General features: G+C 43.3%; 22 protein-coding genes. 9 read left to right on the top strand and 13 right to left on the bottom strand.

What is annotated here, in order from left to right:
* The first annotated feature begins 1 nt into the window (after position 1).
* From AAFH98_RS03150 to AAFH98_RS03140, 3 genes are all read left to right on the top strand, one after another.
* Positions 2–1759: a peptidylprolyl isomerase gene (locus tag AAFH98_RS03150; protein WP_342521220.1), complete on the top strand. Its 1758-nt coding sequence runs from the start codon at positions 2–4 to the stop codon at positions 1757–1759.
* Between the two features lie 102 nt (positions 1760–1861).
* The gene (gene ribD, locus AAFH98_RS03145) at positions 1862–2977 is read left to right on the top strand and encodes a bifunctional diaminohydroxyphosphoribosylaminopyrimidine deaminase/5-amino-6-(5-phosphoribosylamino)uracil reductase RibD (protein ID WP_342521219.1); all 1116 of its coding nucleotides are present in this window, start codon (positions 1862–1864) and stop codon (positions 2975–2977) included.
* 27 nt (positions 2978–3004) lie between these two features.
* A complete protein-coding gene (locus tag AAFH98_RS03140) occupies positions 3005–3598 on the top strand; it encodes a riboflavin synthase (protein WP_342521218.1) in 594 nt (197 codons plus the stop codon).
* 30 nt (positions 3599–3628) lie between these two features.
* Here the strand turns inward: AAFH98_RS03140 and AAFH98_RS03135 are convergent, their stop codons facing one another.
* Complete coding sequence (locus AAFH98_RS03135; protein WP_342521217.1) at positions 3629–6349, bottom strand: putative LPS assembly protein LptD; 2721 nt, start codon at positions 6347–6349, stop codon at positions 3629–3631.
* A 108-nt stretch (positions 6350–6457) separates the two neighbouring features.
* Positions 6458–6763, bottom strand: coding sequence for an FtsB family cell division protein (locus AAFH98_RS03130; RefSeq protein ID WP_342521216.1), 306 nt, complete (start codon positions 6761–6763; stop codon positions 6458–6460).
* A gap of 117 nt (positions 6764–6880) precedes the next feature.
* Here AAFH98_RS03130 and AAFH98_RS03125 point away from each other — a divergent pair, with 117 nt between their 5' ends.
* The 3 genes from AAFH98_RS03125 (at position 6881) to AAFH98_RS03115 (ending at position 11072) form a co-directional block, all read left to right on the top strand.
* Positions 6881–8785, top strand: coding sequence for a phospholipase D-like domain-containing protein (locus tag AAFH98_RS03125; protein WP_342521215.1), 1905 nt, complete (start codon positions 6881–6883; stop codon positions 8783–8785).
* Positions 8786–8875: 90 nt separating this feature from the next.
* On the top strand, positions 8876–9802 hold the full coding sequence (locus AAFH98_RS03120) for a bile acid:sodium symporter family protein (RefSeq protein ID WP_342521214.1): 927 nt from the start codon (positions 8876–8878) through the stop codon (positions 9800–9802).
* Entirely contained in the window at positions 9795–11072 is a 1278-nt protein-coding gene (locus tag AAFH98_RS03115; RefSeq protein WP_342521213.1) for a 1-acyl-sn-glycerol-3-phosphate acyltransferase, read from the top strand. Before AAFH98_RS03120 ends, AAFH98_RS03115 begins: the two co-directional genes overlap by 8 nt.
* Before the next feature lie 22 nt (positions 11073–11094).
* Here AAFH98_RS03115 and AAFH98_RS03110 read toward each other — a convergent pair whose 3' ends face one another.
* The 9 genes from AAFH98_RS03110 to AAFH98_RS03070 all read right to left on the bottom strand — a co-directional run bounded on the left by AAFH98_RS03110 (position 11095) and on the right by AAFH98_RS03070 (position 17024).
* Positions 11095–11469 (bottom strand): YraN family protein, encoded by a 375-nt coding sequence (locus tag AAFH98_RS03110; protein WP_342521212.1) that lies wholly within the window; start codon positions 11467–11469, stop codon positions 11095–11097.
* The gene (locus tag AAFH98_RS03105; protein ID WP_342521211.1) at positions 11462–12058 is read right to left on the bottom strand and encodes a GbsR/MarR family transcriptional regulator; all 597 of its coding nucleotides are present in this window, start codon (positions 12056–12058) and stop codon (positions 11462–11464) included. Before AAFH98_RS03105 ends, AAFH98_RS03110 begins: the two co-directional genes overlap by 8 nt.
* A 3-nt stretch (positions 12059–12061) precedes the next feature.
* Positions 12062–12319: an FmdB family zinc ribbon protein gene (locus AAFH98_RS03100; protein ID WP_342521210.1), complete on the bottom strand. Its 258-nt coding sequence runs from the start codon at positions 12317–12319 to the stop codon at positions 12062–12064.
* Positions 12320–12406: 87 nt separating this feature from the next.
* A complete protein-coding gene (locus AAFH98_RS03095; RefSeq protein ID WP_342521209.1) occupies positions 12407–13600 on the bottom strand; it encodes a pyridoxal phosphate-dependent aminotransferase in 1194 nt (397 codons plus the stop codon).
* A gap of 117 nt (positions 13601–13717) precedes the next feature.
* A complete protein-coding gene (gene coaD, locus AAFH98_RS03090) occupies positions 13718–14218 on the bottom strand; it encodes a pantetheine-phosphate adenylyltransferase (protein WP_342521208.1) in 501 nt (166 codons plus the stop codon).
* A 14-nt stretch (positions 14219–14232) separates the two neighbouring features.
* Complete coding sequence (gene rsmD, locus AAFH98_RS03085) at positions 14233–14787, bottom strand: 16S rRNA (guanine(966)-N(2))-methyltransferase RsmD (RefSeq protein WP_342521207.1); 555 nt, start codon at positions 14785–14787, stop codon at positions 14233–14235.
* 82 nt (positions 14788–14869) lie between these two features.
* A complete protein-coding gene (locus AAFH98_RS03080; protein WP_342521206.1) occupies positions 14870–15733 on the bottom strand; it encodes a hypothetical protein in 864 nt (287 codons plus the stop codon).
* Between the two features lie 6 nt (positions 15734–15739).
* Entirely contained in the window at positions 15740–16219 is a 480-nt protein-coding gene (locus tag AAFH98_RS03075) for a hypothetical protein (protein WP_342521205.1), read from the bottom strand.
* A 136-nt stretch (positions 16220–16355) separates the two neighbouring features.
* On the bottom strand, positions 16356–17024 hold the full coding sequence (locus AAFH98_RS03070) for a thiopurine S-methyltransferase (RefSeq protein WP_342521204.1): 669 nt from the start codon (positions 17022–17024) through the stop codon (positions 16356–16358).
* Between the two features lie 65 nt (positions 17025–17089).
* Between AAFH98_RS03070 and AAFH98_RS03065 the strand changes: the two genes are divergently transcribed.
* The 3 genes from AAFH98_RS03065 (at position 17090) to AAFH98_RS03055 (ending at position 19523) form a co-directional block, all read left to right on the top strand.
* Entirely contained in the window at positions 17090–17581 is a 492-nt protein-coding gene (locus AAFH98_RS03065; RefSeq protein WP_342521203.1) for an MgtC/SapB family protein, read from the top strand.
* A gap of 17 nt (positions 17582–17598) precedes the next feature.
* The gene (locus tag AAFH98_RS03060) at positions 17599–18912 is read left to right on the top strand and encodes an MATE family efflux transporter (protein ID WP_342521202.1); all 1314 of its coding nucleotides are present in this window, start codon (positions 17599–17601) and stop codon (positions 18910–18912) included.
* A 95-nt stretch (positions 18913–19007) separates the two neighbouring features.
* Positions 19008–19523 (top strand): SixA phosphatase family protein, encoded by a 516-nt coding sequence (locus AAFH98_RS03055; RefSeq protein ID WP_342521201.1) that lies wholly within the window; start codon positions 19008–19010, stop codon positions 19521–19523.
* On the opposite strand, the gene AAFH98_RS03050 is transcribed toward AAFH98_RS03055, so the two are convergent.
* Positions 19520–21253 (bottom strand): SulP family inorganic anion transporter, encoded by a 1734-nt coding sequence (locus AAFH98_RS03050; RefSeq protein ID WP_342521200.1) that lies wholly within the window; start codon positions 21251–21253, stop codon positions 19520–19522. The genes AAFH98_RS03055 and AAFH98_RS03050 overlap by 4 nt on opposite strands.
* A gap of 3 nt (positions 21254–21256) precedes the next feature.
* Positions 21257–23041, bottom strand: coding sequence for an SLC13 family permease (locus AAFH98_RS03045; RefSeq protein WP_342521199.1), 1785 nt, complete (start codon positions 23039–23041; stop codon positions 21257–21259).
* Positions 23042–23061: the final 20 nt, after the last annotated feature.

Here is a 23061-nt window from a genome sequence, read left to right as displayed (position 1 = left end):
AATGAGAAAGAGTACCGGAGCCATTCTCTGGGTACTTATTTTCTCATTCGGAGTGTTATGGATGCTTGCTGATACCAATATGTTTGATGTGATACAGCAAGGTCCCCGAACACTTGGATCGGTTAATGGAGAACCTATTTCACTGGAAGATTATAATAATCGCCTGCAGTATTATACGCAGCAGTATTCTCAGCAGACAGGCAATTCAATGACACCCGAAGTTCGTGCCCAATACGAACAGCAGGCTTGGGACGATTTGGTAAACAGCCAGTTATTGCAAGATAAAATGGATGACTTGGGGATTACGGTTACCGATCAGGAGGTGGTTGATATGATTACAGGTCCTAATCCGGATCCTATTATCCGCCAAAACTTCTCGAATGAAGATGGTTCTATCGACCGGGTTGCTTTACAATCATGGGTTGAATCCCCGGAAAATACTCAGCTGTTAATTTCTGTTGAGCAACAGATGCGTCAAAAGCGTCAGCAGCAGAAAATGAATAACTATCTGCAGTCGTCAATGGATGTTAGTGAATATGAGGTTGAGCAACAGTACATCCGTAATAATACAAATGCTGATGTTTCGTATGTACGTTTCCCGTATGCTGAGGTATCAGAAGAGGAAGTTTCCGTTTCGGAAAGTGATTTGCGTAGCTACTACAATGATAATCAGGATGAATTTAAGCGCAAGGAGTCATATCGTATCCAGTATGTGAGCTTTGACAAAACGCCAACATCAAAGGATACAACCCGAACGTTTGAGGAGGTAAATCGGCTGAAGTCAGATTTTGCCACTGCCGAAAATGATTCGTTGTTTTTTAATCGCTATCAATCCACAACTGACTATAGTGTAAAGAATACAGCAAAAGATGAGATTCGTGAACTGTATCAGCCGGTATTAGATGTGGGAGTTGGCGAAGTTACGGATGTAATTCAGGACCAAGGGCGGCTTTACTTGTTAAAGAAATTAGATGAAACAAGTAACGAAGTGAGTTTTGTAGTATTTAGCCGGGATATTACTGCTGACCCTATTGCAACTATTGATGCCCGAGCCGAAACGGCTGATGACTTTAGTTTCTATGCTCAGGAAGATGGCTTTAATGCTGAAGCTGAGCGGCGTGAGCTGGAGGTAAGTGAAGGGTTTGCGACAAAAGGAAATAACTTTATTTCCGGTCTGGGGCAGAGTCAGCAGATTATGCGCTTTTTAGAAACGGCTTATGAGGGACAGGTTTCGGATCCCATTGAACTCACTGAACAGTTTGTGGTTATTAAAGTGAGTGAGATCACAGAAGCAGGTACCGAGCCTTTTGAGGAGGTTAAAGAGCAAATTAGAACGATTGTAACAAATAATAAACGCAAGCAGCAGGCCATTGCTAAGGTCGAAGAATTATTGGGACAAAATACAGATCTGCAGAGTATTGCAGAAGCCTCAGGTAAAGAGGTAACATCAGTAAAGTCGCTGGCTAAGAGTTCGGCAACACTTGAGGGTGCTGGCAGGGAGCCCAGAGTTATTGGTGCTATCTTTGGATTGAATCAAGGAGAACTTTCAGGTGCCATTGAAGGTACCTCTGCTGCTTTTGTTGTTCAGCTTGATGAACTGTATGAGGCGAATTTGGATAATTTGACTGCTGATGTTCGACAACGGATTCGACAGCAATTGCGTCAACAGAAAAGCCAGGCCTTTATGAGTGTTTGGCTTGAACAGCTTAAGAAGGAAGCGGATATCGAAGATAACCGAGCCCAACTATTGCGCGGGTAATTACCAGTTACATAGTGGTATTATAGGGCAAGAAGGAACGCTTCTTGCCCTTTTTTGTTTGGTATACTTTACGATAGAAGTAGATGAATAGTAACGATTATAATGAGTGAAGTTGATAAAAAATGGATGCGCCTTGCGCTCGAAATAGCTGAGCGAGGGGCTGGTTACGTTTCTCCCAACCCGATGGTGGGATGCGTAATTGTATCGTCCGATGGCAAGAAGGTTGGCCAGGGGTATCACGAGCGCTATGGGCAGGCTCATGCCGAAAAAAATGCTGTTGACTCCATTCGTGATCCAGAACAGCTTGATGGAGCTACTGTATATGTCACGCTCGAACCTTGTGCTCATCACGGTAATACCCCTCCGTGCTGTGAGCTTTTATCGAGATTGCCAATAAAACGGGTGGTTATTGCTATGGAGGACCCCACCCCCAAGGTGGCGGGCAAGGGAATACAGCATTTGCGTGATCATAATATTGAAGTGGATGTGGGATTGTTTGAGGAAGAGGCAGAGAAACTGAATGAATTTTTCTTGCATTACCAGACGCATAACCGTCCGTTTGTAACGCTTAAAATTGCCCAGACGGTAGATGGGTATATCGCTGCCCCTGATGGTGATTCAGAATGGATTAGTGGCCCTGAGTCACGAGCGTTAGTGCACGAATGGCGTAGCCGGTACGATGCGGTGATGGTGGGCCGTAATACGGCACTTTTGGATAATCCGCGATTAACAGTGCGCCATGTCGAAGGTCGACAACCCAAGCGTATTGTCATTGATGGGCCGCTGGATTTACCTCATGATTTGAACTTGTTTGCCGACCAGTATGAGGAGAAAACGATTGTACTGACCCATAACGAAGAGAAGTTTCAGAATGAAGCTGACCCGATGTTGAGTATGCTACAGTCGGATTACTTTCGAGGTAAGACGTTGTTGGTAGGCCAAAAAGATGGGCACACGGATTTAGATGAAGCCCTTCGTGAGTTGGGGCATTTGCCGGTTACATCAATCTTGGTTGAAGCTGGGCAGAATTTAGCATCTGCATTGTTGCGTCAGCGGTTAGTTGATAAGGTAGAGTGTTTTATTGCTCCCAAAATGCTTGGCGGGGGTACTCGGTCTGTTATTGGAGTGGGTATTAACCGCATGTCAGAAATTATGGAGTTCCGAGATGTACAGTGGCGGCAGGTAGGTAAAGACTTACTTTTCACCGGATATTTGTAACAAATAAAACGATTTAAGTATTCGAGCATGTTTACGGGCATTATTAAGTCAGTTGGTACAGTAGAAACGATTACATCACTCGAGGGCGGAAAAGAAATAACGATCGCCAGTGATTTCGCCGATAATGTGAGCATAGATCAAAGTATTAGTATTAATGGAGTATGCCATACGGCTACGGCTTGTGATGTCAAAACCTTTACCGTGCAAAGCGTGGAGGAGACACTTCGTAAAACCAATATTGGTGATCTAAAAGAAGGTGATTCTGTAAATTTAGAGCGATCTCTCCGCCCCGACCAGTTGATTGACGGCCATATTGTGCAAGGTCATGTAGATGCAACGGGTATTATCAAAAAAATAGAGCAAGAGGGCACCGATTGGTTGTTTACAATTGAATATCCAGAAGAGTACAGCAATTTAATTGTGGGGCGCGGTAGCATTGCTATTGACGGGATCAGTTTGACAGTGGCCAGTGAAGAAGGCCAAACGTTTAAAGTGGCAATTATCCCTTATACGTTTGAACATACTAATCTGCATGCCAAAGAAGTGGGGGATACGGTAAACCTGGAGTTTGATGTGCTGGGCAAATATGTGGTGAAGTATCTGGAGAATCGAGAGAAATAACGCTTATACTAAAATTAATCCGAAATAACTTTAAAACCCTGTTGGACGACGACCGCTGTTGCTCGACGACCGTTCAAGGTTGTTAAGTCCGGGTAGTTTTTGGAAAATACTTTGCAATTGTCCGGCATTTACGCGCAGTGAAAAGAAGTAATACTGGTTATCCCCAAACGGATTCATCGTAAAAGAGAGATCCCAGCAATGTAGATTTCGGCTCAACGAGAATTGTGAGGGCGTCATTTCTCCTTCTACAAAATCATATCCAAGCTGGGTGCGGAAATCCCATTTTGGGGTCAGTTTTAGGTTGATATTTCGTGCATTTATGGTCGCCGATGTACTATTGTCAGTATTGGGATTGGAACGTAAATTCCATCGATAGCTAAAATCAATAGAAAATGATAGTGGAGAGTTGAAATTTTGTACCGGCTGCCTGTTAAAATGGGGATCTATCGGGTGAAAGATACTCTGATTCAGGGGATTGTAGCTTTGGGGATAATAGGGTTTGTCATTGGCTTGAAATCCGCCATCTCCCCACTGTACAGAGTAACTGGTACTGGTAGAGAACGAAGTCATTTCAAACGGTTTGTTATCGGTTTTAATTAGAAAATCATCAATTTTATTACCCTGATTGTCACGATCATAAAAGTTGAAGGTAGCATTGGCACGAATACTAAGTCCAGGCAGAATAGGTGCGCGCAAAGAAGTTTTAAGGTCATCCAGTTTTAGGCTGTCCGCAGCAAAATTATAGCTTGTTCCAAGATTAAATTGTTGGATTATGTCAATAACTTCTTCCTTCTTTTCACCTGTCGAGTCGCGTTCTATTTTTTTAGCTTCAAAGATGTTTTCTAAGTTAAAACTTATTGATCGTTGTTCGCCTCGTCCGGGACCGCTAAAAACCTCGTTTTCGAAAATAGAATATTTTTGAGTGGGAATAGAGCCGTCGGTACGGGCCGAATCTGATTGTACGGTGCGGTAGTATCCCCAGAAATCACTGCTAAAATCGGGCTGGTAACTAAAAGAGATGGCGGGCCTAAGGGTATGGCGAATACTTTGGATCTTGCCAATTTTAGTATTCATTAGCCCATATAGTGTGGTAGAGAAATTTAACCCTGTATTAAAATCTCGGGCAGTAGTAAATCCTCGAACCTGTCGCTCTTCTACCCTGTTTGAGTCGGCGTTAAAAAATTTTCGCGTGGTGGTGGGAACCCAGTATTCAGTATAATTACCGTTAGCACTGACATTTAAATACCGGCTGGGAATAAGCTGGTTCATGCTTAAACTTACATCCTGCTGGAATCCATACTGGTAATGTTCATTATTGTCGGTGGCTTCGCGGTATTTTGTGGGATCGAGCAGGGCTTCAAACCAATTTACGTTGGCAGAATCGCCGGCTGTGGGGCGAAATTCGTAGTCGGAATTAAATGTGTTTTGGTATCGCACAGAAATAGTTTCGTACCATTTTGAATCTTGTCCCGATGTTTGCTCATTGGCAAAGGGGGAAAACCGTTTTAGGCTAAAATTCATATCCGGTCCCGACAGACTTGATACGTTGGTAGCAAAGTTTTGGTTTTGGTTAATAGAGATATCAAAATTGTAAGTGCCCTCGGGATGACGGTAGCGGTAGTTGAGGTTCGAGCGCGTACTTGTTTCTGCCCGTTCGTCCGGGTCATAGGAGTTGCGCTGATTAAAATCCTTAGTCCGCAAATTGATGTTGGTATTGAAGCTGGAATAGGGAGAAAAATCTTGTTGGTGCGAAATGCTTAGCTTTTTTTGCACATTAGTGCTAAAGTCGGGGTCTGTAGGCTCCAGCCCACTGTTTTCCCGAGAGTATCCAATTTCAATATTGCCATTTAACTTGTTTCGAATGCGATAATTAGTGCGAGCATCAAGGTAGTATGATCCTGAAGTAAAAATATCGACTGAAGCCTGTCCTGTTAGGTAATCATTGAAGTATTGAAACCACCCGAAATTTTGTAGTCCGATACCCCGTGTTTGTCGTTGCTGGTAGGCATAGGTAGGTTCCAAAAGTCCCGATTGTTTTTGTTCAAATTTGCCCGGCAGATATCCAAAGGGAAAAATTAACGGATATGGAATATCCAGGATGTAAAGCCGCGCACGTTCAAAAAAGACCTCTTCCTCATTGACGACCTTCATTCTATCAGCCTGGATATAATAATGGGGATGATCGAGTTGGCAGGTCGAGTAAATTGCATCTTCGAGATACACAACGTGAGGGCTTTCATTTTTAACCTTGGTGCCAATGAGGTTTCCATCCTGAACGCCTACTCGTGCTACTTCAAAACGTCCTTTTTCAGTTTTATAATTAAAGTCGATCTTATTGCTTCTTATACGGTCATCATCACGAATTAGAACGGGTTGTGATAGGGTGTCCTGCGGGGTTTGGGTTTTAGCACTGACCAAGCTGCTGTCAAGATTCATAGCTACTTTTCCCGCTTTAAGTTCACCCGAGGTGTGCACCACATTGGCATCGCCATAGAGCGTAGCAATACGCTGGTTTTCAAAGTCGAACGTAAGCGAATCGTTAGCTTGAAAGTTAACTTGTCCCTCTTGTTCTGGCTGAGATGCCGATTGCCGGGATTGTTGTGTGCCCGGTCGACCTTCAGGAATTGTGCGTTCTTGGAGCGTATCTTGCACAGCAGTAGTATCCTGTGCCCAAATAGGTTGCGATAATCCCAATAGTAAAACCAGCATCAATCCCCAAGGGATGCAAAAATATTTGAATGATCTATTCATGCAATTGATGCTGATAATGCGTTAGATTATTCGTAGGATGCAAGCAAGTATGAGTTTATATAGTATAAGGCAGAAGTGGAAAGAAATGAAGTTTTTCGATGAGAGTGGTTAGTCAACTTCTCTAATTTTATAAACCGTTTCCCCCTCCCTTTTCATACCATATTCTTCACGTGCAATACGTTCCAACAGAAAGGGATCTGTTTTGAGATTTTCAATTTTCTGTTTAAGTACCTGGGTTTCGCTTTTAAGCTGTTCCTTCTGTTCTTTTAGTTCGGCTTTCCGCTGATTAAGCTCAACCCGTGTCCAGATACTGTAAGTATCAATAAATGTAAACCATACCACGACAATGCCGCCCAGAATAAGGGCCAGAAATGATTTTCGCCATCGTAATGGATTTAACAATTCAAAGTTCATGTAGAAAGTTGCTTAAGGCGTTATTAATGCCGAACATTACGCCCGAAAATACCACAAAATATCAATCAAACACAACAAATGACCGGGCGGCTATTTTTATTTTGCATATTTGTTTTTTTGATACCCTTCCAATTGTCAGCCCAATCTTCTGCTGCTGACTCCAGTTCGGTAGAGTGGATTAAGGCTTATTTTAATCAACCGGCCGATTATTCGGTTGCCCGGCTGGGGAATATGAGTAAAAGTAATGCCGACCTTATTGGTACTCTTAAATCGCTTATCGAAAGTGCTGAACATAGCATAGATTTAGCTATTTACGATCTGGAGCATCCACGTATTGGTAGGGCACTTGTTACAGCTGCCGAGCGAGGCCTGCGCGTTCGGGTTGTGACGGATAACTATAACCGTACGGATGCCGATGAGATAGATTCTGCGATGTGGACAATGTTACGGCAAGCGGATATTATTTCGATTGATGATGACGGAGATGTGTACGAGGCCGACGGTACTATTGACGACAATAATTTGACTAATGCCGGAGCCGACATGCATCACAAATTTGCGGTTATTGACGCGTTGAGTGACTCCCCGCATGATGATAAGGTATGGACGGGATCAACAAACCTGACGTATACCGGCGCTTATAATACGAATAACACCATTGTTATTAAGGATAGCGACATTGCTGCAGCCTATCTCAATGAGTTTGAACAGATGTGGGGCGATAATGATGAAACGCCCGAGCCGGAAGCAGCTAAATATCACAAAGATAAATCGTATGTCGGCGAACATACTTATTTTGTAGATGATACGAAGGTGGAACTGTATTTTTCGCCTCAAAATCGGTCTGGCAGTAAGCCGGGCATCATGAATCGTTTAGTTGAAGTCATTAAACAGGAAACGCAGAACGATTTAGCCTTTCAAGCTTTTGCAATAACTCCGAGTATTCCGTTGAGTCAAACGATTTGGAAGATGTCGGCAACTGGCGAAATTGACCTCAATGGGGTTATTGACCCCTTGTTTTATTATCAATATAAAAGCCGGGGTGATATTTGGACGTCCCGGGAAGCAAATTTGACGAATCGGATGATTTTGCCGGCCAACGAGATGCGTAAGCTGCATCACAAAGTAATGCTTATCGATGCCAAGCATCCGGATGTACAAGATCAAGCGATTACTATTGCAGGTTCATATAACTTTTCTAAAAATGCCGAGGTTAACAATGATGAAAACTTGCTTATTATCTATTCTGATCGCATTACGAACCAGTACTATCAGGATTTTAGCGGAGTTGTCCGTCGTGCAAAACGAGAGGTTAATGTTCCTGCTCCCCATATAGATTCCGAGAAATGGTATCCGGTAGCCGAAGTTTCGGATGGTAGCCGGTTTGCGATAACGGTGCTTCCGGGTTTTGAGTATGACGTTGAATTCCTGGGTGTAGATGTACCGCGTGTTTATGCCGGGCAAGATTCTTTGGATTATTATGCAAATGAGGCCGAGGAGTATCTTCGTAATTTGATATCGGGTGGAACTGTACGGTTAAAGAGTGCATCAGGGGATATCCCTGCCTCGGGGTATGGAGCCTTTCAAGGGTATGTGACGCTTAAGACCGAGCAGGGTAAAATTATATCCTTAAACAAACAGTTGCTTAAACAAGGATTCGGTGAGCACGAGCAGTATTATGCGCAACATCCCGATTCAGTGAGGGCGTTCAAAAGATATACTCGGGAAGCCAGAGATAATAGCAGGGGAATGTGGAAGAATCCCGAAAAAGTGGGTAAGAAATTGGCGCGGAGTGAATTGGCAGACGGTGAAGAGCCTTCGGATGCATTTCCGATAAATATTAATACGGCAGATGCCTCGTTAATACAGTTGCTGCCGGGAATTGGTCCGGCCTATTCGGAACGTATTATCGACTACCGTGATCGGAATGGTTCTTTTTCGGGAGTGGATCAGCTGGAAAACATCAAAGGTATTGGGCCAACGACAATGGGAAAGCTGCGTCCTAATGTTGTGGTAGAATAAAAGGGATAAAGAAGTGACTTTTTCTTTTATTTTGAAGCAAATGCGTACTTTTCAAAGTAATAATAATGACCTTTTGTAAATGGTGAATATATGGGTGAATCTATTGATGCCCTTCGGTTAAATTTGGATGACAGCGGTTTGTTAGTGATGAATATTTCACTGGCCGTTATCATGTTTGGGGTGGCCCTGGAGCTTACGGTGGGGAGCTTTAAACGTATTGCCAGGGATCCTAAATCTACGATTATAGGAGTCGTTTCACAGTTTTTATTACTACCGGTTATTACCTATATGCTTGTTGTTTTTTTTGAACCACATCCCAGTATGGCATTGGGGATGTTTATGGTAGCGGCTTGCCCAGGGGGGAATGTGTCTAACTTTTTCTCCTTGCTCGCGAAGGGAAATGCAGCGCTTTCGGTGAGTATGACTGCTATTGCTACGACTACAGCAATTGTAATGACGCCCTTTAACTTTACGCTCTGGGCCAGTTTATATGAACCCACCAGTTTTATTTTGAGAGATATTCATATCAATCTTTGGGAGGTTTTCAAAATTATTGGTTTGATATTAGGGTTACCGCTAGTTTTAGGGATGGTTGTGAGGCATCAAAAGGAGGAATTAGCTCAAAAAATATCCGGATGGATTAAGGGTTTTGGAATCATCTTTTTTGCGGGATTTGTGTTGGTAGCTTTTGCGATGAATTACGAAAACTTTTTGAGTTATGTGCATCTTGTGATCGGCTTGGTCTTTTTTCATAATGCTTTTGCCCTTGTAGGTGGGTATGGGTTAGCTTCGGTATTTGGCCTTCCGCAAAAGGATCGAAAATCGATTGCTATCGAAACGGGTATCCAGAATTCGGGCTTGGGATTGCTACTCATTTTTAACTTTTTTGATGGGCTCGGCGGTATGGCTCTCGTAGCGGCCTGGTGGGGAATCTGGCACATTGTTACGGGCTTAGGCATAGGGTGGTACTGGTCGATAGGGAAATCAGCATTACGACAGGTGTTTAGCAATGCGTAAAAACTATTTGTGGTATCAATTTTTTCGGTATGGGGTCATGCGTCCGGCCCTGAATCTTTTTTATTCTGATATTCAGGTGACGGGTCGGCAGTACATTCCTGAACATAAACCGGTGCTTTTTGTTGCTAACCATCAAAATTCGTTTTTGGATGCCCTGCACGTGGTCAACAACACCAAGCATTTTGTTCATTTTTTAACCCGGGCTGAAGCTTTTGGAAATCCCGTTTTAGATCGTTTTTTCTACTCGTTGAATATGCTACCAGTCTATCGGGCTCGAGATGGCTTTGGGACGATTCGCCGAAATAATGAGATATTTTCCGATTGTTTTGATCGCCTGTATCAAAAGGATGCAGTGCTGGTATTTGCCGAGGCCAGCCATGAAATGGTGCGACGGGTACGTCCGTTGAGCAAAGGATTTACACGGATTGTTTTTGGCGCCGAGGAAAAATATAATTGGGAGTTGGATCTGCAAATTGTACCGGTGGGCATCAACTATGGTGATCATCGAAAGTCACAGCGCCCGGTTCACATCAAGTTTGGAGAGGCGGTACCATCGGTGCGATATCGAGATGATTTCCATGAGGATGAACGTGAGGCTGCTACGAAGTTGAAGGTTGATATGGCTGCGCGATTGAAAGAGCTGACGCTTCATGTTCCCAATAAACAACATTATGCGCTGTACCAGTTATTGTTGGATGAGTTGGAGCCAGATCGCTCGATACTGATAAATCCTGATAAGGTTAATGTGCGGGTATCGGAGATTAAGCAGCAGTTAAACGGGGAATTGGTGGATGAATCGCAACAGTTGTTGGAAAAGGCTGAACAGCATGGTATTAGCATAAAAGAGCTTGTTAATCCGCCGAGAGCTAATCTCAAAGACTTGCTACTAAGTCCACTTTATGGCTTTTCGCTGGTAAATAATGCATTGCCAAATTTGTTGGTTCGTTGGCTGGTGGATAGCTACCTGGAGGATGAGGCTTTTGAGTCGTCTGTAAAATTTTTGGTAGGTCTGCTGCTCCCTGTTTATTATCTGCTGATAGGCTCTATTTTTATTATCGGTGGACTAAGTTGGCCATGGACGCTGGGTTACATTATCACAAGTTTGATAACGGCGCGACTCTTTGTGAGAGCACGGGATTTGCTGAGATCAATGGTGGGAGAAAAAAAGAAACGAAAGCAATTTTTAAACGGGGAAGGGATATCAGAAAAACTGGAGAAACTTAGAGATATCAGGAAGTCTCTTTTTGGAAATACCGATCAGAAAAGTTAATCATATGTGCCTGTAACCCGAATTAACGCTGCGTGAATGCATCTTCAAAGTGTTTGATATCAGGTGCTTCATTATTGTTTTGCAGAATGGATATCACATCAAAACGAACAGGAGCACCATCCATTTTTCGTTCATACAGCCAAGCCTCGGCCGCTTTATAAACGTTATTGATTTTTGCATCATCAATAAATTCTTCCGGCTCACCAAAACGATTAGTCGATCGCATTTTCACCTCTACAAAAATGATAAAGGCCTCGTTGTCATAGGCGACAATATCTACTTCGGCGCGTTCAAAATGGTAGTTTCGCTCTAAAATAGTATAGCCCTTGGATTCGAGGTAAGCTACGGCAAGCTCTTCGCCGTCATCACCAATTTCTCGGGTGGTTTTATTACTCATGATGGGCCGGTGGATTACTATCGGGTTTAGATCCGGTGATGGTATGCTTCATTTCAGCCAGTTTCACCAGATGCTTCAAAAATTTAAGGTTCTTTTTATTAATATAAGGCAGCAGGGCTTCTGTAAAGCGTTCAAACATCTCCAGAAACTCAGTAAACTTTTCAATGCGTTCCCGGAAGGTTTCCTCTTCATCAGAAAGTGATTCCCGATCTTCAAAAAGGTCGAGAGTCTTGTTTAAATTTTGACGAATGGGTGCCACTTCACGCTGTTGACGTTCCCTGATAATCGTTGATACGATTGTCCACACATCCTTTTCGGCGGTGTAGAAATCTTTGCGGTTGCCTTTAAAATGAACCTTGTGGATGAGTTGCCACTGCAACAAGTTCCGTAGATTCATATTGGCATTGCCCCGGCTAATATCGAGCTGATCCATAATGGCATCCGTATCCAGTGGATCAGCTTCGGCATAAAGCAGTGCATGAATTTGGGCCATTGTCTTGTTGATGCCCCAGGCCGATGCCATTTCCCCCCAAAGCAATATAAATTGCTCTAAAGCTTCGTCATGCGTTTGGGAGTGATTGGTGCTCAAAACTTAGTTGTTTTCGCTGGATTCTGAAGAAGCTTTTGCTGATTGTGCAGATCCATTGGAAGAACCCTTGGAGCCATTCTCTTTATTCTTATAATCTGTGACATAAAAACCGTCTCCTTTGTAGACGACTCCTCCGCCACCACTGATCACGCGTTTTACTTTTTGTCCAGTCTCGGGACATTCTTCAAGGGCATCATCATTGATACTTTGTCGTACTTCAAATGTGGTTCCGTCTTCTCGTTTATACTTATATGTTGGCATAGATTGCGATAAATTTATGTTGTTCTGATAGCATCGAATAATAGCATAAAATGTGCCAAACTCGTTCGTTTGTACAAATTTGCAGTATTATGACAAGTTTTGGAGTCCTTTCTGCAGTCGCTTAATAGCTTCTTCTAAATCTTCCATCGAAGAAGCATAACTTAAGCGCATACCATTGGGTTCCCCAAAAGCATCACCGGGAACGGCAGCAAGACCATGTTCTTCAATCAGGTACATGCATAGATCGGTGCTTGATTCGACACTTGTACCATTTGAGGATGTTGTGCCGAGATAGTGAGAAATATCTGGAAAGACATAGAATGCACCGGAGGGCTTAAAGCATTTAACGCCTTCAATATTTGATAATGCATCAACGACAAAGTTGCGGCGTTCTTTAAAAGCATCCCGCATGGTATGTACGGCTTCAAGGTTGCCACGGTAAGCGGCTTCCCCCGCTTTTTGAGAAATGCTGGATGGTGCTGAAGTTTCTTGGCTTTGAATCTTTGCTGCAGCATCAGCAAAAGATTGGGGTGCAGCCAGATATCCCAATCGCCAACCGGTCATTGCAAATCCTTTAGAAAACCCATTGATAAGTACGGTGCGATCTTTAAGTTCGGGTGCTACATTTAGGATACCGACATGTTGATCCTCAAAAACGATATACTCATAAATTTCATCTGAAATAATATTTACCTGTGGATAATTTACCAATACATCGGCCAATGCTTTTAGTTCATCAGCGGAGTAGCAGGTGCCCGTGGGATTAGAAGGGGAACAGAGCATGATGGCCTTGGTGTTATCTGTAATGGTATCTTCAAGTTGCTCTGGCGTGATGCGGTAATTGTTTTCAAAGGAGGTCCGAACTGTTACGGGTGTGCCACCTGCAACATTCACCATCTGTGGGTATGAAACCCAATATGGGGTGGGAATAATAACTTCGTCCCCTTCATCAATCATAGCCAGCATGCTAAACCCAAGTGCCTGCTTGGCACCGTTCGTACATACAATTTGTGATGGATTGTAATCGAGCTGATTATCCCGTTGTAGTTTATTGGAGATACTTTCGCGGAGGCCGGGAGTGCCGGTATTCATCGTATAACCATGAAAGCCATCATTAATCGCTTTTATGGCCGCATCGCAAATGTGTTGCGGTGTTTTGAAATCAGGTTCGCCGGCGCTGAGTGATACTACCGATTTGCCTTGCCGTGTTAATTCTTTTGCTTTTGCAGATATAGCCAGAGTTTCGGAGGGAGAAACAGATTGCGCTCGTTTGGAGATCATAACGCTTTGGATCGGTTACTTGGAGTCAATTTTTTAAGTACTAAAAATAGCAAAAAACGTGCTCTATTTCTATGAGGATATAGAAGCACTCAACTCTCCAGGTATAGTAACCGGCGGTTATTTTTCTTTGTCCTTGAATTTTTCGTGCAGGGCTTTTGCTACATGTTCGGGGACAAATGATGACAGGTCGCCGCCCCAATAGGCAATTTCTCTTACTAATGAAGCCGAAATAAAGGTGAGCTGTTCATTAGGCATCAGAAAAACAGTATCCACATCGGGAGCCAGCCGGCGGTTGGTGAGTGCCATGCGAAATTCGTATTCAAAATCGGAGACTTGTCGCACCCCGCGTACCAGTGTCTGGGCGTTACGTTCTTTGGCAAAATCAACCAGCAGTCCCGTAAATTGTTGAATCTCAACTTGATTGGCCCATTCTTTGCCTTCGAGGCATTCTGCAATTAACGTCTCCCGCTCATCACCGCTAAACACCGTATCCTTTTTATTGTTTACGGCAATGGTGATGATGACCTCATCAAATAATTCGGTGGCTCGTTCTAAAATGTCGAGATGTCCATATGTGATGGGATCAAATGAACCCGGATACAGTGCCAACGTTTCCATAGGTATAAAATGAGTTAGAATTCAATGCCAGCTTCAGCAACAAAAATACTTACGTGTGTGCGTCCATATTCCTTGTAGTAAACACAGTGTGGATGATCAGTAAAATTGTGTCGTTTATCGTGTTCTAAGATAAGCCATCCCCCTTCGGCCAGCCAACCCTCAGACGTAATTTTTTCGATCATTTCGTGCATATGTTCGTAGTCATAAGGGGGATCAGAGAAAATAATATCGTATGGCAGCGGCATGCCTTCCAGAAATCGTTCTACCGGTGAGGTAGCCGTTCTTATTTGGTCACTGACATCAAATTCGCGTCCCACACTTTCGATATGCCTGATGTTTCGGCGGTCGCTATCCACAAATAACACTTTTGATGCCCCGCGCGAAATAGCCTCATACCCCAAGTTCCCGGAGCCGGCAAACAGATCCAAAATATTAGCTTCACGAATGTATTTCCGCGCATCCAAAATGGAAAAGAGCCCCTCCTTGGTCCGTGCGGAAGTAGGACGCACGTTCAGGGTTTGTGGGATGTTTATCTGTCGCCCCTTAAGGGTGCCGGTGATAATTCGCATTCGGCTTGCAAGGTTTTTGTGTTGGGATCAATGAGTTAAGAGGGAAAGTACAAAATTATCCGCATGCGGGTAACCCAAAAGCCTAATTGTAATTGAGTGCCAGCATAATGGCTGGAAATGCCGACTCTAAGCTAAATCCATAAGTTTGTTCTTCAGCCTCGATCTGAATTTTATCAAGGGTATCCATTTTGGATACTTTTCCTGCATCATCCCAAAACGGTTCTAAAATTTCGATGACATCCAGGGCATGCTGGCCATAGACATAAATCTTTTCGTGCAGCCCATCCATCCAGTTCAGGTCTTTTGTACGTTGCAGCCAAAGGTAGGGTAGGTCTTGAATCTCATCATACGGAATGTATGTGGCACTACGTAGTTTCCCGAGGATAAATGAAGATATAGAGATACAGTTATTATAGCAGCATATAGTCATAAACGATCCGCCCGGATTGGCATGCTGAATCCAACGTAGTCCAATTTCAAAATCACTTATCAAATCGGTTGTAGAAGTGTGGCCGGCTAAAGATTGTAAACCGTCCAACTGCTTATTGTTGCGAAGCAGTAGAAATTTGTAATCCTGATTGCTGAGCGAATACCATGTTGGCTGTACGTGTTTACGTTCAGTGCCGCTCATTAAAATATTGATGTGCTTTTCGCGCTCATCCGAATCGTCATATACGATTTTAGGGACGGATGTCCAGCACTCTTGGGTAGGTAGGGAAAGAATCCGTACATGTTTAATGCCAAATTCTTCCCGAAATTGTTCTATGGTTTGTTTGATACCCCGAAAATGCTGCTCGGAATTTCCAAGCAGCGTTTCGGTAATATCGAAATTGAAATCATAGCATCCTATATGTGCTATTTTTGATGGATTATCTGGTTCATTGACAGCATAGAAAAGCTGATTGTCAAAGAAGCAAAGACCTAAACAAGGATGCTGTTCCTCCATCTTTTATTATTCCCAACTGGCGGCGTTAAGCTCTGTTGTGTTTTCGAGTGATCCAATACGATCGTCCGTGTCAGGATCTTCCAGAAGATAAATATTAGGACGCAACGTGTCGTTTAACGTATACTCAAATTTCTTGTGTGGAGGTCGAGGAGAATAAACCAATGAATCCGGATTATATGATTTGTTGGATTCCATTGGAGCAAAAAGAGAATCACCTTGCGCTACCATTGCAGAATCCGTTTTTAGGTAGGTAACAAGAGTGTCAAGTCCACCCTCGGTAGGGGGAAATTCATCCATGTCTTGTTCATACTGCACCAATGCATCACGAACAAGTCCCATCTGATAGCGAACCTTTTCGGTCATTTGCTCGCGTTCAACAACTTCTTGGTAGGGAGCTACAATAGAGTGGTACAGGTAATATCCCAAACCTATGATAATAATTCCCAGTACAATGCTTAATATTCTATTACGCTTTTCAATATCCATGTCCAGATACTAATGTTATTAAGGTGGTTTTTCAAAATAAGACTTTGAAAATACATGCCGACTTGTTGATATGCAACTTCAAGTCAAAAATCAGTAAAATGTAAAAAAAGTTGAAAGCGGCCTTTAAATCTTGTTATTAATCCCTATTTAGTGGTGTAAGATAAAAAACTTGCTCTGTTAGATATGAAGAGAGCCCTCGTTGTTGGAAGGGTTCGAGCTCTTCGAGTTTCGATTGTTCGTGCATGAGTTGTAATCTAAAGTTATGGCCAAACAACTTTTGAAGCTCTTTTTCATCTACCGAAAAAGGCGGGCCGTTCATTTCTTCCTGGATATATTCAAAAGTTTGGAGCAAAATACGAGTAGTATTGCCGCAGAGGTCAAGGATCTTTTGGGCGTATTGTGGTCGCATTTTAGGCGGTAAGGCAATAATCGATGCTTTGTCATAAACCAGATCAATAGGAGTAATTTCTTTGGTAGGAAGCTTCATGAAGTCGCCTTCCCACAGTTCGAGCGAACTGGACTTATAGACCGTAAAATTATGGCTGGATGTTTGGGAAAACGTTTCGGGATATTTTTCCATAACGGTATGTAACGCTTTGTGGGATACATCAACGCCGATAACCTTTTGGCTGTGTTCGGCAAGCCAATGCAAGTCGAGACTTTTCCCGCAAAGGGGAACTAAAATCCGGCTTTCTGATTTAATATTAAGTCGTTTCCAGAGTTTTGGTAACGGCGGATATACCATATCCATGTGCCAGCCGGTATTGTCTTTGCGCCATCGACTTTGCCAGTAACTAATTTCCATGAAAAATGGGATTTGTCTCAGATTTTTTAGAACCTATAGTAATAAGAAAATAAACGATCATCACCATGGAATTTGATGCTATTTGGATCCCTACTGGAACCGTCATTTATGCTATGTTTTTGGGCAGCCTTATGGGGTTGGAGCGGGAACTTGCTCAAAAGCCTGCGGGGCTGCGTACCCATATTTTAGTGGCTGGTGCTTCATCACTGTTGGTAGTGCTGGGAGAAATTATGATTTCAAACTATAGCAGCGGAGCAGCTGTAGAAGCTATACAGGCTGACCCTATCCGAATTATGGAGGCTATTATTACTGGTATCAGCTTCTTGGGAGCGGGTACTATTATTTTTCGCAATAAAGACGAAACGGTAGAGGGACTAACAACTGCAGCCTCCATCCTATTTGCGGCGGCCATCGGTATTACGGTAGCGCTAAAGCAATATATATTAGCTGCCATTCTAACGATTATCGCCATCGTAATTCTGTTTGGATTAGGTTATATTGAGCGCTTTGTTAAACGGTTGCGCAACCGTATCTACGACGAAAAATCCAACGATTAAAGCAGTTTCCAAATCCGTTGAATCGGAAAATTCTAAATCTGGCGATCCCGAACATTATTAGTAATCTATCGGTGCCCCTGCTGGGTGCGGTAGATACGGCCCTGGTTGGTCACCTCGAAGAAGCGTACTACCTTGGTGCTATTGCTGTGGGAAGTATGATCTTCAACTTTATCTTTTGGGGATTCGGATTTCTGCGCATGGGCACAACCGGACTTACCGCGCAGGCGTTTGGAGAAAAGAATGAAACCGACAGCATAATGACCCTGGCCCGCGCGCTGACTGTGGCTATTATTTTTGGGGTTTTGATTGTGTTGCTCCAGAAATGGATTGCTGATCTTAGTTTTTGGCTCATCGAAGCATCTCCAGAAGTAGAACGGTATACTCGTATCTATTTTGAGATTCGTATTTTTACTGCACCAGCTACCTTATCACTTTATGCTATCAACGGTTGGTTTTTGGGGATGCAAAATGCTCGTTACCCGATGATTGTCACGGTATTTTTAAATAGTCTCAATATCGGTCTGGATGTACTTTTTGTATATGGTATGGGGATGACAGTCGATGGCGTAGCAATGGGTACGCTCATTGCACGATATGCGGGTATAACGCTTGCTGTTGTTTTGTTGGTTTACAAATATCGTGGTTGGCTAAGCGGATACGTGCACAATCTTTTATTAGAGGTAAAAGCGATCAAGAAATTCTTTTCGGTAAATCGCGATATTTTTATTCGAACCCTCTGTCTTATTTTTACCTTCTCCTTTTTTACGGCAAAATCGGCAGAGTTTGGGGATGTGGTGTTGGCTGCCAACTCCATCTTGTTGCAGCTTTGGATGATCGTCTCATATGGGACGGACGGCTTTGCTTATGCCGCCGAGAGTTTGATCGGGCGCTATACGGGATCCAATCAACAAAAAAGAGTGCGGTTGGCCGTCAAATATTGTTTTATCTGGGGGACGGGCATTGGCGTGACGGCATCGCTGGTTTACGGTATTTTTGATGTACATATCCTGGGGATTTTTACCGACCAACAGGATGTGATTGATACGGCTATGTTATACTTTTTATGGACGGTAGCCGGGCCAACGGTAAGCAGTTTCTCGTATATTTGGGATGGCGTTTTTATTGGAGCAACGGCTACGGGGCCTATGCGCGATTCGATGATTGTGGCAACACTTGTCGTGTTTTTACCTACCTATGCTATTGGCGTACACTATTTGGGAAATCACGCACTTTGGTTGGGGATGACGCTCTTTATGCTGGCTCGCGGGGCTACGCTCACCTATTTTGCACCTAAACATATTCTTAAAATAAATGAGCCTGCCAAAGCGTAAATATTACTGAATTAGTTGCAGCAGATTGGTGTTTCGCAGCAGGGCTACGGAACGAGGTTTTGATAAGTACAATTATCATTTGAAGTACAGTATACATGAAAACAATTTTGCTATTACGTCACGCGAAGGCTTCTCATGCAGGGTCTGCCGAAAAGGATATCGATCGTATACTAACAAAGGTTGGGCGCACAGATGCTTGCCAAGTCGGATCGTTTTTAAAGCAGGTTGAATCTATTCCAGCCTATATTCAATGTTCTCCAGCCGAGCGTGCTCGTCAAACTATTCGCCACATTGTTGAGGTTGCTGATATAGACAAGCAGCTTGTAAACTGGTGCGATGATTTGTATTACGGTGGAGCACGAGATTATTTTGGAGTAATCCATTCGGCGCCTGAGGAAACCGATCAGATCATGGTTGTAGGTCATAATCCTTTATTGGAAGAAACGGTTTCTTTGCTTTGTAACGGGGAAGGGGCTTATTTGGCACGCATGCCCCAAGGAGGATTAGTTTGTATAGAACATCCGGCTATAGAATGGAATCAGATTAAGCCGGGCACGGCGCGTTTTCGTTGGATGGTGACCCCCGACTTATTGAGGAAGTTCAACTATTAACCCGTTACATCTTTATAATCGGCCAGACGCGAGCTCTCATCTTTTTGATCAATTTTCTCTAAGATATGTGAAACAGCTTCATGGGGATCCCGATAAAAATGGTCATCGCCCAAAAATTCGCGTAGCCCTGATTTACTTACTACATCACGTACGGGGCCTTTAAGTCCGGCAATATAAAGTTCGATATTCCAGTTTTTGAGCGTGCCCACCATCGATTTTATTTTATCTACAGCTGTTGTGTCGAGGGTATTAATTGTGCTTCCATCAATGATAACGTAATGGGTTGACTGGTTGCGTTCTCGGCTCTTTTCTATGATGTAATCACGGAAAAAATCGGCATTTACAAATGAAAAAGAAGCATCCACGCGGAGAATCATAAGTCCGTCGATGGGTTTAGCTTCGGGATTACGCTCCAGGTTTTTAAAGAGGCGTGTACCTGGAATAATGCCCAGTTCAGCTACATTTGGGCGACTGTATTTATAGAACATGTGAATCATAGAGGCGACAACTCCGAGCAGAATGCCTTCCTGAATACCAATTAATAACGTACAACCAGCTGTAAAAATAGCAATCAGGCCTTCGCTGGGTTTCGTGCGGTAAAGAAGTTTAAACTCACCGATATCAATAAGATTAAGAGAGGCTACAATAATGATTGCTGCCAGGATAGGCATCGGCAAATAATAGAAAATAGGAGTAAGTAGTAACAGCGTGGTAATAATAACACCAGACGTAATAATGTTAGCCAAGGGAGTTTGGACATTTGCCTGTTCCGACGCAGCCGATCGTGAAAAGCTCCCTGATATGGGAATAGATTTGAAGAAGCTGCCAAAGAAATTTGAGGCGCCAATGGCTACTAATTCATGATTAGCGTCAATAATGTAATTATGGCGTTTGGCAAATGTTTGTCCCAGTGAAGCTACGCTCATAAATTGTACCAGCGCCAATGTTAGGGCCGTCGGTAGCAATTCGCGCATATTGTTGAAGTTGATATCGGGCATCGAAAATGAGGGTAGTCCTGTGGGAATATCACCAACAACCTGGATTCCGGTTTGGGCTGCTCCTGTAAACCACGATAAAACAAGGCTGAAAGCTACGATAACAACAGAAATAGGAAAAATTGGTTTCCAATATCTAACAATCCCCATTACAACAATAGCAGTTATTCCCCACAAAAATGTCTGGGTATGGATATCATCGAATTGCCAGATAAATTCTTCGATGATAACAATGATATATTGAGTTTGGGTAAGTTCGATACCCAGTAGGTTATTAAGCTGGCTAAAAGCAATAATGAGCGGAGCCGCAAGGGTAAACCCGGCAATTACCGGTCGCGAAAATATGTTGAGCACCGATCCCAGACGCATTGAACCCATGAGGAGTTGCAACCCGCCGGCCATCATAGCAAGTAAAATCGTGAGTTTAATATACCGGTCGGTATTGGGTTCGGCGATAAGGCCAACGCCTGCAGCAACAATCAGCATATCAATTGCAACGGGCCCTACAGACAGGTTTTTTGATGTCCCAAAGAGCGGATAAATAAGCAAAGGAATAACGCCAGCATATAGTCCGTAGATGGGAGGTACGCCCGCAATTACGGCATAGGCCATTCCTTGTGGAATAAACATAACACCGGTTGTTAAGCCGGCCGTTAAGTCGCCGCTAAGTTTTTGCCCGTTATAATTGGGCAACCATTCCGAAATTTTAAACGTTTTTCGTAGCCAGTCTTCCATAAATCAAAATGACCAAAACACAGGGATGAATATTGTAGCTAATATCCAGAATATGATATTAAGTGGTAAACCGATTTTTGTGAAGTCAGTAAATTGATAATGTCCTGAACCAAAAACAAGAGCATTTGCATGATGTCCAAAGGGGGTGATAAATGTGAGTAGTGCAGCATAACTAACTGTTAAAACCAGGGGTTCTGGATTAATACCAACTTGGCTGGCAACTTCATAAGCAATAGGAGCCAGCAACGCGACCGAAGCGTTCGTAGTAATGATGGATGTTAGTAAGGTGGTGAGCACATAAAAGCCGGAAAGAAGTACTACAGGGCCAAAATCATTGAGCATTGTAATCATACCTTCGGCGATCATGGCACCGGCTCCCGTTTTATCGATAGCAGTACCGAGCGGAAGAACACCAACAAGTAACATGATAATTTTCCAGTTGATGGCAGTGTAGGCTTCTTCGGTTGAAAGAGATCCTGTTACCAGAAGACCTACAACGCCCGCTGGCGCAGTAACAGAAATAGGGGCAATACCCAATGCAGCAATACCCACAACTAACGACAAAATTGTTAATACGATAGGAATTTTATTGGTGCGTGGACGCATGACGTCGAGCTCGGAAGTAATAACAAAGCTGGGATCGTTACTTACATCCTGTATGCGCTCTTTGCTTAGACTTAGCAGAATGGAATCTCCCCCACTTAGCTGAACCTCACCCAGTTTTTCCTGTTTTAGTTTGCCGTGATGGCGTATGGCCATCGGGACTGCACCGAAACGTTTGCCAAAATCAATATCAGCCAATTTTCGTTTGTCAAGAGCTGATTCTGGTGCTATAGCGGCTTCTACGAGTGCGTCTCGTCCGTGTTGAAGGTCGGTATCTACCCATTGATGTGAGGGGCGAAGTGCCAGATCCTCACGTCGTAGTAACTTATCAATTTCATCGGCACTACCACGAATTCGAAGCACATCATTGGCTTGGATTTTGACCTCATTTCGCTGGGCTGAGGAGTCATGTTCTGATTTAAATATTCGAAGAACATCCAGATCAAGTTCTTCAGTTAGTTTTTCAGCATCAAGAATTTGACCGATCAGGTTGGAGCTTGGTTTTACAATGAGGTCGGTCAAATACTCATTCATTTCAAACTCTGAAGTTAGTTCTTCCTTTTCTTTTTCCCGGCGCGATGGAATTGCATTAATACCGTAAGTAAACATGTAGATAAATCCGGCAGCCAGGAAGATCAAACCCATTGGGAGAAAATCAAACATACTGAAGGCTGTGCTGCCGCGATCTTCAACAATTGAGCTAACCAATAAATTGGTAGAGGTACCAATTAGCGTATTAATACCGCCCAGGATGCCTGCAAATGAAAGCGGCATCAGTAATTTTGAGGGACTAAGACCGATACGGCTGGCAATATCAATCATTACGGGAATAAAAATCATGATTACGGCCGTGTTATTCATGAACGACGATGCAAAGCTTACAAATAGCAGCATCACAAATAACCAGGGCCAGAAATTATCTTCCATCTTGTTGCAGAAGAAATTGCCTGCTCGGTTTAGTAAACCCGTACGGCGTAATGCCTCGCTAATTACAAACATCGCTGCAATAGTGATGGTAGCTGGATTGCTGACGCCTGAAAACCCTTCCTGAGGTGTTAGTATCCCACTTATTAGCAGGCACACGAGTAAAATAATAGACGCAACATCAAATGAGACATAATCGGTGGCAAATAAAAAGAGGGCTAAGGCAAGAAGAGCAAAAACAAAAATAATTTCGAATGACATGTTCGATCATATTTTTAGTT

Origin of the sequence: Fodinibius sp. Rm-B-1B1-1, from assembly GCF_038594945.1 — a bacterium.
In the GTDB taxonomy this organism is placed as follows: Bacteria; Bacteroidota; Rhodothermia; order Balneolales; family Balneolaceae; genus Fodinibius; species Fodinibius alkaliphilus.
This window is presented reverse-complemented; position numbering and strand designations above follow the sequence as displayed.